Below are 12,086 nucleotides of genomic sequence, written 5' to 3'. Positions count from 1 at the left end.
AGATCAAATTAAAGAAAACTCCGTTCAAGTGGGAGTTTTCTTTTTAGGTTCGATAACTGTATAATGATGGGGGACTCTTACTTATATTCGGACAAAAGGACCCTCTCTATTAGACAATGATTGTCTCAAAGAGAAAGTCCCTTATCTGAACCTCCATGTTCTGCAGAAAATGAAGGATATTACATAGTATTACCGTAACATATTAGGCTTATTCGAAGGGAGTTTTTGATTATGTTAGATGTGAATCAGATTCAGGAGATTATTCCGCATAGACCACCATTTTTACTCGTTGACCGTATTATTGAACTTGAGGATGGTAAGCGTGCGGTAGGGATTAAGAATGTGACCATTAATGAACCGTTCTTTACGGGACATTTCCCAGGGTATCCTGTTATGCCAGGAGTTCTCATTACTGAGGCGTTGGCTCAAGTTGGGGCTGTCGCTATTTTGAATGTGGAAAGTAACAAAGGGAAGATTGGATTCCTTGCAAGCCTTGATAATTTCCGCTTCCGAGGTCAAGTCGTACCAGGAGATACATTAAGATTAGAAGTTGAGATTATTCGATTAAAGGGAAGCTTTGGTAAGGGTAAGGCAGTGGCTACTGTAGAAGGTAAGGTTGTTGCAGAAGGCGAGATTATGTTTGCATTATCAGATCCTAAATAACAGATGGTTGTCCTTGTATGTAATCCAATTTGAATTCATTCATATAAAAGTGAAGGGGGACTTTACATGTCTCAGTTAAGTGAACGGTCCATAAATAACATCGAACAATGGCTTCAAGATTCTCATATCGATGAGGACACCAAGCAGGAACTTCGTAATTTAGAGCAGGACCCACAAGAATTAGAGGATCGTTTCTACAAGGATCTAGAGTTTGGTACGGGAGGACTTAGAGGTATCATTGGTGCAGGTAGTAATCGCGTGAACCGCTATACGATTGGTAAAGCCACACAGGGATTTGCACAATTTATAGTTGGATCTTATGGGCAGGCAGAAGGTAAACCTTCTGTTGTTATTGCTTATGATTCCCGTCATTTCTCCCCGGAGTTTGCTTTGGAAGCAGCTCTTGTTCTTGCAGGTAATGGGATTGTAGCTAAGTTGTTCCCTTCACTTCGCACGACACCACAGCTTTCATTTAGTGTACGTGATTTGGGAGCGACGGGTGGAATTGTCATCACTGCAAGTCATAATCCACCAGAGTATAATGGTTATAAGGTGTACAACGCTGAGGGCGGACAGCTCATCCCACATGAAGCGGAACAAGTCATTCAATACATTAAAGAGGTTGAAGGATTCTCAGCTGTGAAGAAGCTAACTCAAGCGGAAGCAGAAGCCCAAGGACTGTTGGTGTGGCTTGGTGAAGCAGATGACGAAGCATTCGTACGTACGGTTGCACAGCAAAGTATGAACTCGGAACTCATCCGTACCTCTTTAGGTGAAGATTTCCGTATTGTATATACACCGTTACATGGTACAGGAAATATTCCCGTACGAAAGACACTTGAAGCCATTGGATTCACCAATGTTCATATCGTACCAGAACAAGAACAACCAGATGCAGAATTCTCAACGGTTAAATCTCCGAATCCCGAAGAGCGGGAAGCATTTACACTAGCCATGAAGCTTGGACAAGAATTGGATGCAGATATATTGATTGGGACAGACCCAGATTGTGATCGTATGGGCGCGGTTGTTAAAGATAAAGATGGTAAGTATGTTGTTCTTTCTGGAAATCAATCTGGTGCAATTATGATTCACTATCTGCTAAGCCAATTGAAGGAATCAGGTAAGATGCCTGACAATGGTATTGTAATCAAGACAATCGTAACGAGTGAGATGGGCGCATCCATCGCACGCCATTATGGAGCAGAAGTGATTAATACTTTGACTGGATTCAAATATATCGGTGAAAAAATGACTCAGTATGAACAATCAGGTGAATACACGTATTTATTCGGATATGAGGAAAGCTATGGTTACTTAGCCGGAAATTACGCTCGGGACAAAGATGCGGTCCTTGCCGCTATGTTGATTGCTGAAGCAGGAGCTTACTACAAAGGTCAAGGCAAGACGTTATATGACGTATTGGAAGAACTATATGAGCAATTTGGCTATTTCCAAGAAAGATTGAAATCTCGTACATTGAAAGGCAAGGATGGACTTGCACAAATTCAATCGAAAATGACGGATTGGCGCAGTCAGCCTCCGCTTGAGATTGCAGGAGTTCAAGTGAAGGAAGTTCTTGACTATTCAATAGGGCTTAATGGCCTTCCACAAGAAAATGTATTGAAATTCATGCTGGAAGATGGATCGTGGTTCTGCTTACGGCCATCAGGCACGGAGCCGAAGATTAAAGTTTATTTTGCAGTACGTGGTGAGTCCTTGCATCATGCAGAAGAGCAGATTGCGAAGTTGGTTCAAGAAGTGATGTCGCGCGTGGATGCTTAAAAAGATTGCTTAGATAGTTTCAGGACAGATGGGCATTCAAATAGAATGTCCATCTGTCCTGAATGAGACATGAGGAGGTACTTGTCAGTGCAGTATAATTGGAAAAAGTGGAGTATACTCTCCCGTAAATGGTTATGGATACTAGTTATAGTCGGTATTGTAGCGGCTATGCCTGTGGCGTATGACCGTTTTAAGACAGAGACATCCGCTAATCAAGTGGAGTTTGTATTCGATTACCGTGATTTGGTGGACATTGCTGCTTATGAAGCCCACCCTGTGGATTACATTAATGAACAATTGGATCGTCTGAAAGAGGCTGGCGTGAGCAGTATGGCCATGTTCGAAAGTACGTTAGATGAATTCCAGAGATCACGGCGGATTACGCTCTATAATAGTAAAGATATCGCCAATAAGACAAATCAACTAATTCCCGTAAATGAAAACTTTACGTATATTGTATTCACTAATGAAGAGAATGCAAGTAAGATAACACCTCTGATCGAGGAGACATTCAATAGGCTTGAGTTGGTTGTGAAGCCATGGACATTTGAGAATCATAAGGGGCTTATCATTGAGACTCCTCTAGAGAATGCTGTGATGAAACCTATGCGCTCAGATCCAATTACGTTTGAAATGTTACGTAGCAAAGGCTTTAACATTGTACCTCGCATGGGAGATAGTCTTCCCTATAATCAAGAGTATATGGAGGATTTGATTTCCGACTATGCCGCGGCAGGAGTAAAGCGTATTCTCTTCGAAGGGGAGTCCGTCAAAGGCTACAATGACAATGGAAGTATGAATAGCTTGGACGCTTTTGCTGAGTTACTTAAAGAACACGGTATCGGTATTGCGGCGATTGAGAATTTAAAGAAACCTCAATTGGGTTTCAACAAATTAGCATATGACCTTGATTATAATGTCGTGCGAATATATTCCCTAAGTGAAGGCGATGCTACTCTCGATGTGAAGAAAATTGCAGATCGATTTGCTCTTGCTAGTAAAGATCGCAATATTCGTATGTTTTACTTGAACGCAGCCCCAAGTCGTAATAGTTCTAAAGCAATGATTACGAATTCTATGGATAATTTGATCCACAGTCTTTCAGAACCAGGTAACGCCATTGATAAGCTCAAGCACGACGGATTTACAATTGGCCAAGCTAAAGCGTTTGATATTGCAGACTCGTCCTATCAACGAATATTGAAGATGGTAGTAGTCCTGGGTGCTGTTGCTTTTATATCGCTATTAGTATCCTATTTCATCCCACTACTTACGATCTCTGCTTTTGTATTAGGGATGATAGGTAGTGCGGGACTATTCGTTCTAAGACCTACATTATTTGAACAGGGACTTGCGTTACTTGTGGCAATCAGCGCACCAACGATAGCTATGGTGCTTGCGATTCGTAAGATTAATGAATTAAATGCGCAAACGAATGATATGAAGTTAAGCCGTCGATTGGCGCATGCACTTGTCTTGTTCGTGAAGACATCCATTATTTCTTTAAGTGCGATTCCTTTCGTTGTTGCACTGCTGAACAATATTACGTATGAATTAGTTCTTAATCAGTTCAGAGGAGTAAGTCTACTCCACTTTGGTCCTATTGCGCTCACAGCGCTGTATGTTGTCCTTTATCGTGGAGGAAATCTCCGTCAGAAATTGAGTACAATTCTACGCAGTCGAATTACTGTGTTGGGTGTCATAGTGGTTGGGATTATCGGTGTGTTAGGATTGTATTATTTAAGCCGTACAGGTAACGGTGGGTCGGTAACATCACTTGAGATGTCATTCCGTACATTCATGGAGAATACATTCGGTGTTCGCCCACGTAACAAGGAATTCCTTATGGCACATCCATTGTTGATACTTGGTGCTTTCTTATCCATTAAGTATCGTAATGCGATCTACATTATGATCATTGCGGTCATTGGACAATTGTCTATGGTAGATACATTTGCTCATATTCATACACCTCTCACAATATCTCTTATTCGTAACCTGTTAGGGTTGGGATTGGGACTTGTTATTGGACTTATGGCAATCTTCGTATGGCAGATTGCAGAAGGGTGTTGGAAACGATGGTCACCACGCCTCAGACGATAGTTATATCGGGGTATTACGGATATAAGAACAGCGGGGACGAAGCTGTCCTTCAGTCTATTCTAACTGCTCTAGAAGAACAATCTAAGGCGTTGGGATTAAATCTACAACCTGTTGTACTATCTATTGACCCCGAGTGGACCAAGTTAACCTATGGTGTTCAAGCTGTACATCGCATGAAGCTTGGCGAAGTGAGACAAGCTATTAAGAGTAGCAGTGGATTAATAAGCGGTGGTGGAAGTTTACTTCAAGATGTTACCAGTCCCAAGACGATCCCATATTACTTGGGGATTATAAAGTTGGCTCAATGGATGGGAAAACCTACATTTATTTATTCTCAGGGCGTAGGCCCTGTGAGTCGGGGATTGTTTCATTCGATGATTAAATTGGTATTTAAGAAATGTACTTACATTTCAGTTCGTGATCACGAATCCGCTGAGTTACTCCAGAAGATGGGATTACGAGGTAAATCAATTGATGTCGTGCCTGATCCCGTAATGGGGCTACATCCGAAGGAACAACATAAACCTTTGAATGAAGTTACGAATGGGCATGGAAATATGGATTTACCCGTGATTGGTATCTCAGTTCGTTATTGGGAGAAAGAACGTACTGAACTGCTGAAGATCGTAGAAGGGTTACAAATGGTCATGCAGAAACAGCCTGTTCATTTGAGATTCCTGCCGTTTCATCTTCCAAGCGATGTAGAAGCATCACAATACATGATCGACCAGCTTGGGGATGTTTCATCTACAGGAAGTCGCATCAGTCTGTGTTCAGATGCCGTCCATCCACAGGACATGTTATGGGAGATCAGTCAGTGCCAACTTGTGATTGGAATGAGGCTCCATAGCTTGATCTATGCTGCTAATGCTCGCATTCCGATGATTGGTATCTCCTACGACCCTAAGATCAATCACTTTCTAGAAAGACTTGGACTTCAACCCGTAGGTGATACGTCATCATTAGCACCATCTGCATTATCTTCTGAGATCGCACGTGTATTGTTTCACGAAGAGGATTGGCGAAAAGTTCATGCAACACAAATTGATCAATTGAAGCAAGAGGCACAGGTGCCTGCACAAAGAATTGTAGAATATATCTTCAAAGGTGATTATAAATGAACGATAAATCGTTAAGAGAAGTACCTACTGTCCCGATATTTGGGATCGAAGTATGCAAGTGGGGAATGTCTGATACCGTTAAGTATTTAACTGAAGTTATTACATCACGCACACCACATCAGGTGATTACTGCCAATCCCATTATGGTCATGACTGCAATGAAGGATCCTAATTATCGAACAGTCATGGAACAGGCAGAATTAATCGTTCCTGATGGAACCGGTGTTGTGTGGGCAGCTAACGTAGGTGGGGAACCTGTACAGGAACGTGTTGCAGGATTCGATCTACTTCATGAGCTGATGGGAGCCGGTGAAAGCGAGCACTGGAGAATATACTTACTTGGTTCCACGTCAGAAGTGATTCAGGAGACTGCATCGAGGTTACAATTGCAGTATCCAGGAATTATAATAGCTGGATATCGCGATGGATTTTTTGGTCCAAAGGAAGATGATATCGTGATTAAGCAGATTAGGGATACTAACCCAGATATTCTCCTCGTAGCGCGTGGTGCGGATACTCAGGAACCATGGATCTTTCGTTATAAAGAACAACTGGCCGTCCCAATCATGATGGGCGTTGGAGGCAGTTTTGACATCATTTCAGGGAAGACAAAACGTGCTCCTATTTTATTTCAAAAGCTTCGCTCCGAGTGGTTATATCGGCTTCTAAGTGAGCCTACGAGATTCCGAAGAATGCTTGCATTGCCGCAATTCGTAGTTAAAGTACTCCGTGATAAAGGAAACGTGACAAAACCTAACTAAAATGGGCGATATCGAGCTAATAACACGGTAAATTGCTGAAATACAGAGTTGGTGTTTATTTTTCGAACGGAGTATAATTCATTCCGTTAGAGAAAATGGAGGTTGAACACTTAAAATGTTAATGATATCTATCATCGGATTTGTCTTGTCCTTAGGGCTGGCACTCTTATTTACGCCTCAAGTGAAGAAATTTGCTTTTAAAGTAGGCGCTATAGATGTTCCTGATGCCCGCAAAGTGCATACGAAAATTATGCCTCGACTGGGTGGACTCGGAATTTATTTAGCTTTTGTGATAGCTCTTTTATTGGCACTACCATTCGTAGCGAGTGATTTGTCGCTCCGGGATACTAATTTCATCAAAGCATTTCTTATTGGTGGAACCATGATTGTACTTATTGGTGCACTAGATGATCGCTTTCAATTATCAGCTAAGCTGAAATTTGTAGCTCAGATTGCTGCTGCATGTGTCGTGGTTTTTGGATTTGATATATCAGTGAACTTTGTAAATATACCTTTTAACGATACTTACTCTTCATTAGAGAGCTGGATTTCCATTCCGCTTACGATCTTCTGGATTGTGGGAGTAACGAACGCTATTAATTTGATTGACGGTTTGGATGGACTGGCTGCCGGCGTGTCCGCTATTGCCATTGGGGCGATCCTTGTGATGTCTCTTCTTATGGGCAACATGATGATTGCACTACTATGTATGATTCTTCTTGGAGCTATTATTGGATTTCTATTCTTCAACTTCCATCCGGCTAAGATCTTTATGGGGGATTCGGGATCATTATTTCTTGGTTTCTGTCTAGCCATGTTGTCATTGCTAGGATTTAAACAAGTTGCGGTAGTATCACTTATCACTCCTTTAATTATTATCGCCGTGCCATTATCCGATACATTCTTCGCCATTGTACGTCGCTGGGTGCAGAAGAAACCTATATTTGCTCCTGACAAAGGTCATCTACATCACTGCTTAGGAGAACTAGGGTTTAGTCATCGTCAAAGTGTATTGATTATTTACGGAATTGCTACTTTCTTTGGAGTACTAGCCGTCATTCAATCATCTGCAGCACTATACGATGCGAACTGGGTTACCTTCGTCGTGATTTGTATCATGACATTCTTCCTACAGATTGGAGCTGAACTGATCGGACTCATCGGTAAGACGAAGCGGCCTTTATTGAACCTAATCGCAAGATTGCGTATGAAAGAGAATGCTGAGACAAGATCGAAATTGTAGACAGCATCGAATAACTTAAATAAATATGTAATCCCAAAGCGCAGCTCCTTTTTAGAGGGGTTGCGCTTTTTTTTAAAATTATTTTACTAATATTAACTAATCTAGGGGACTTATTTAAACATATTTCGCTATTTCCCTAAAAAATTCGACCTTCAACACCGATAATTAAAGTAAGTGACGCTATTGGACGGTTCCTGATTGTGTTGTAACAGGAGCATCAATAAAATCAACACGGAGAAGGAGAGATTTATACATGCAACGCTTTAAGAAATCGATAGTGTGGATAGGCTTGTTATCATTAATAATGGGATTATTTCCAATAGGGACCTTTTCAACAGCTTCTGCGGCTGACCTAGTCTCAACTACTTATTTTGCTCCAGAAGACCGAGCAATCTTAGCTACTGCCAATCTTGATCCTAACACGATAGGGAATGGTTCAGATCTTAGAACCAAAGTGAAAGTAACAAATAGTCCTACGATTGCTATTAGCGGTACTTTTTCTAAAGTATCGAGTAACAGCCTGAGTGCCCAGATTGACCTTATGTCGTGGGATACTTCTACGAAGAGTCCTACATGGATAGCTGATAAGGTACACTCAACGCCGGGTATTGTTATGGTGGATAACAATAACGATAAACGGTTTAATGCTTCTAGTCTGACCTTGTTTCCCGGATTGAACCGAATTACTTTCAAAGGAAAGTTTGGTAGCCTAGAAGGGTCTGAGACCTTTTACGTATTGTACGATAAAATCCCTTACTTCTCTAAGCTCTCAATAATGGGTAGCGGATTTCCTTACGATATCAGTCTGAATGAAGGTACAAGAGTAGTAGTCAAGAACCCTCAGATTTATCTAGCTGGGGAAGTTTATAATGCTACTAAGGCAACAGTTACCGTCAACGGTGGTTCTCCGTTGTCAGCTGATATTTATGATAACCAACTAACGACATCACCACTAAAGCTTAATGCTGGTCTGAATAAATTGTCTATTAAGTTTACTAACGGCTCAGATTCTATAGAAATTACCCGTGACGTTTATTATTTCACGGATAAGGATCCGTTTATTGATCTACGTATTATAGATAATAACAATGGAGCGAAGACGTATGACTTGCTGAATAATGTTCCTGTTCTGAAGGACAGTGCTAGTTCAGCTCCAAATGACTTGATCATCCAAATGATGTTGCCATATTCTGCGAGTGGTAAGAGTTTTGAAAAAGATCATGTCGTTACAATAGATAAGAAAGATTATTCTATTACTATGCTTGCGCCGAATCTTTATAATGATAAAGGGGAATTTGCGATTCCCACGGCTGATGCTGAAGAAGTAATTATCGACGATTCTACAGGCCCTCTATATCGGCTTGTAACCTTTCAAGTTAAAGGTGTTGCTTTTAAGCAGGATATTACAGGGACTAATAATGTAATACAAAAACCAGAGATTCAAGTGAATTATGGGGCGAAGGCAACTACTCCAGTAACTTGGAACTTTACGGCATCGTATAATCCCTCTTATAAATTGTCTGGAAAGACTGCAATCAAGAGCATGAAGTATCTCCCGGATTACACGGATGCTGATGCAGGTAAAGTAACATCAGTTAGTCAGCTTCCTCTGAATAATGCAAAAGTTGCGAAGAGTGATTTTTATATTATGGTGGAAACAGATGGAACAGTTAACAATGCATTAACAGGACTAAAAGGTAAATATTTACCATTAGGAAATAAAGAACTGACAATTGTAGGTGGAGTTGCTGCTTTAGATAAGGATGGAACTGTAATTCCTAATACTTATATTTACAAAATTTCTGGGTTTGCAACGGGAGAACAGAAGTTAAGATTCGAATATGCAGATTCCTCTCCTTATGATGTTACTATTTCGTATTCATCCATTAGTGGTATCCTTGTGGATAATCTGCAGGATGGCCAGACCTATTCTTTTAATTCATCTAAGGATGGCGGTAAGACGGACTTTGTTATTTCAGGTGAATATTTTGGATTTAATAGCCTAGATATGAAAGATCTTAACCCTGAGTATTTCATCAACGGACTAAATATTGAAAAAGAACCTGTAGCTAATCATAAAGATTACGGTTCAGATGTTATATTAGTTGACACTAAAACTGATCCGATATTCCCGAAATTCAAATTATCAATTTATATTGCTAAGGCTGGTCCGCTCGTAGCAGGTGAGAATACGATCGAGTTCAGAGGTCAATATAGAGATGCAGCAGGGAATCTGGTTCCTGTTTCTAAGAAATTACGGATATACATTGTTGACGAGAACGTTGCCAATGTTGCTCAATTTCATCCAGGTAAGGTTCCACAAACGGTTTTAAGTGGTGAACAAAGAGCTCCCTTCCCAACGGCAGATCAATTCAAGTTGCCTGCAAATCATCCGGATAGACCGGCAGCTGATGAGATGATTAAAAAAATACTTGCTATACCTACTGAGTTTACCTACAAAGACGAGAAATATACGACAAGCGAGCTAAGTTATGATCTGGTCTTGCGTGGAAGTGGAGCAACTAAAATCAATTTGTTATTCGGAACAGAACAAATATTCTCTGTTGATGTACCAGTGGATGGATTTAAGAATGGATATTACCCTGAAACTGGAACTAATAAGTATTTCTATGAGATTATTGGAACTACAAGTGATTTCTTACTTCGGGTTAGAAATAACCAAGAATTAGGTGACTTTCGCTTTGATGCAGAAACCACGGGAACACACGTCTATAACTTAGAGTTGATCAACAAGACAGGTGCGCGAACCAATCAACGTTTAGAAATCACACGGGAACTGGCTCCTTACCGATTATTGGCACCTCAACCTACGGTTGGTGACCAATATGTAGTAAATAAGAACTTTGTTCGCTTTGACATTGAAGCAGAAGGGGCAACTAAAGTTATTATAGGTAAGGAAGAGGCTATCCGTCGTACAGAACCAGATAAGCAAAATCGCTTCACATTGGACTATGTAGGATTGAAGGCAGATAAGTCCAATAAAATTAAAATTCAGATCGTACGTGGAACGACAACCATCAATGATACCATCGATGTGTTCTATACGAGTCAGGTGAATATCGATTCTCAATTTATGGTGGAGAAACCAACGACAAAGTATTCGATATTTAACAAAAAGTTAGAACTGACCTTTCCAAAAGGAACAATTATGCAGTCTGCAGCTTTGAATAGTAATCGGGTTACGAAGTATTATCCGGATACGAAGTTATTATTTGGTATAGCAGATCCGAAAGATGGCGTAGTAGAGAGACGTAATGATTATGGAGTCTATATTGACAAGAATACAGAGATTAACAACAATAATAATCTACTGGATTCTTATAAGAGCAACTTTACATCAACTGCCCAAACGTTTAACTTCACACGCGTATCGGACATCTACTGGATTAGTGGTGGTGTAGGAGAGCTCGGTGATAAAGGTACCTTAACAGGATACAAACCAGCTACCAATGGTTTGGCACCCTATTCCACAGAGGGAATATTCACAGCATTTGAAGCTGAACGTAAAATAGTTCCTTCCCAGCGTGGTACTTTGAAAATTTCTTACGACAACAATGTTGTAGATGAAGCTGGGACATTGGTAACGGTATTTAAATATACAGATGTAGGCGGGGTAGGCAAGTGGGCACGTGTTCCTGGTGAAGTGAACTCGAAGGCGCACACAGTCACTGTTCCTTTTGATGAATTTGGTTACTATGCAGTGTACAAATTAAATAGAAGCTTCAGTGATATTACGAACCATCCGTGGGCAAGAAATATCTTGAACGCTCTTTATTCTAAAGGGATTATGGATTACCTGCGTGCGGATGCATTTGGAGCTGATGATCAGACAACACGTGGCGAATTTGCTACATTAATTGTGAAAGGTCTCAATTTGCCAATTAATACGAGTGGAGACAAACAAACGTTCTTTGATGTTCCATATGGAGCTAAGACAACGACATGGGACTTTGAACATTTGGAGACGGCTTCTAGAGCAGGGATCATTACTGGTCGGACAGAAGGGTTCTTCTCCCCTAATATGCCGATTACTAGACAAGATGCGGCTGTAATGATTGCTCGTGCTCTTAAGTTGAAACTTTCCGTAAATGATCAGAAGCTCAAGGATAGTATGGCAACCTCATTCCTTGATTCTGGGAAGATTGATTATTATGCTTTACCAGCTATACAGGCAGTAACGAAAGCTAAGATTATGTCAGGTAACCCAATTACGCTACCAGGTGGGAAAAAACCTTCGTATAACTTTAATCCAACTAGTAATATGACCCGTGCAGAAGCTGGGAAGATTGCAGTTGAATTGCTTAAAAAGTCTACGAATATATTCCCTAAAAACTTTAATTAATGAAAGAAGAAGCTTTTGTGTAGTTCAATTGCACAAGAGCTTCTTCT

Annotated in this window: 7 protein-coding genes; all 7 read left to right on the top strand. The window is 40.7% G+C overall.

Annotation, left to right across the window (positions count from 1 at the left end; genetic code table 11):
* Window positions 1-231 precede the first annotated feature (231 nt).
* The 7 genes from fabZ to BW961_RS18950 all read left to right on the top strand — a co-directional run bounded on the left by fabZ (window position 232) and on the right by BW961_RS18950 (window position 12,039).
* A complete protein-coding gene (gene fabZ / locus BW961_RS18980; protein WP_068584068.1) occupies window positions 232-663 on the top strand; it encodes a 3-hydroxyacyl-ACP dehydratase FabZ in 432 nt (143 codons plus the stop codon).
* Window positions 664-729: 66 nt separating this feature from the next.
* Complete coding sequence (locus tag BW961_RS18975; protein WP_068584071.1) at window positions 730-2,448, top strand: phospho-sugar mutase; 1,719 nt, start codon at window positions 730-732, stop codon at window positions 2,446-2,448.
* An 87-nt stretch (window positions 2,449-2,535) separates the two neighbouring features.
* Complete coding sequence (locus BW961_RS18970) at window positions 2,536-4,551, top strand: DUF5693 family protein (protein WP_139331692.1); 2,016 nt, start codon at window positions 2,536-2,538, stop codon at window positions 4,549-4,551.
* Window positions 4,527-5,672 (top strand): polysaccharide pyruvyl transferase CsaB, encoded by a 1,146-nt coding sequence (csaB, locus tag BW961_RS18965; RefSeq protein ID WP_068584077.1) that lies wholly within the window; start codon window positions 4,527-4,529, stop codon window positions 5,670-5,672. The genes BW961_RS18970 and csaB overlap by 25 nt, the downstream gene beginning before the upstream one ends.
* Window positions 5,669-6,433 carry a WecB/TagA/CpsF family glycosyltransferase gene (locus tag BW961_RS18960; protein WP_068584080.1) on the top strand — a complete coding sequence of 255 codons (765 nt, stop codon included), beginning with the start codon at window positions 5,669-5,671 and terminating at the stop codon, window positions 6,431-6,433. Before csaB ends, BW961_RS18960 begins: the two co-directional genes overlap by 4 nt.
* Before the next feature lie 115 nt (window positions 6,434-6,548).
* Entirely contained in the window at window positions 6,549-7,676 is a 1,128-nt protein-coding gene (locus tag BW961_RS18955; protein ID WP_068584083.1) for a glycosyltransferase family 4 protein, read from the top strand.
* A 253-nt stretch (window positions 7,677-7,929) separates the two neighbouring features.
* The gene (locus BW961_RS18950; protein ID WP_068584086.1) at window positions 7,930-12,039 is read left to right on the top strand and encodes an S-layer homology domain-containing protein; all 4,110 of its coding nucleotides are present in this window, start codon (window positions 7,930-7,932) and stop codon (window positions 12,037-12,039) included.
* Window positions 12,040-12,086 lie beyond the last annotated feature (47 nt).

This window comes from Paenibacillus macquariensis (genome assembly GCF_900156375.1).
Classification (GTDB): domain Bacteria; phylum Bacillota; class Bacilli; order Paenibacillales; family Paenibacillaceae; genus Paenibacillus_AQ; species Paenibacillus_AQ macquariensis.
The sequence above is the reverse complement of the archived record's forward strand: the minus strand, read 5'-3'. Positions and strand labels throughout refer to the sequence as shown.

Coding starts and splice junctions, on each gene's coding strand:
- fabZ (WP_068584068.1), top strand. CDS start 232: ATGTTAGATGTGAATCAGATTCAGGAGATTATTCCGCATAGACCACCA.
- BW961_RS18975 (WP_068584071.1), top strand. CDS start 730: ATGTCTCAGTTAAGTGAACGGTCCATAAATAACATCGAACAATGGCTT.
- csaB (WP_068584077.1), top strand. CDS start 4,527: ATGGTCACCACGCCTCAGACGATAGTTATATCGGGGTATTACGGATAT.
- BW961_RS18960 (WP_068584080.1), top strand. CDS start 5,669: ATGAACGATAAATCGTTAAGAGAAGTACCTACTGTCCCGATATTTGGG.
- BW961_RS18955 (WP_068584083.1), top strand. CDS start 6,549: ATGTTAATGATATCTATCATCGGATTTGTCTTGTCCTTAGGGCTGGCA.
- BW961_RS18950 (WP_068584086.1), top strand. CDS start 7,930: ATGCAACGCTTTAAGAAATCGATAGTGTGGATAGGCTTGTTATCATTA.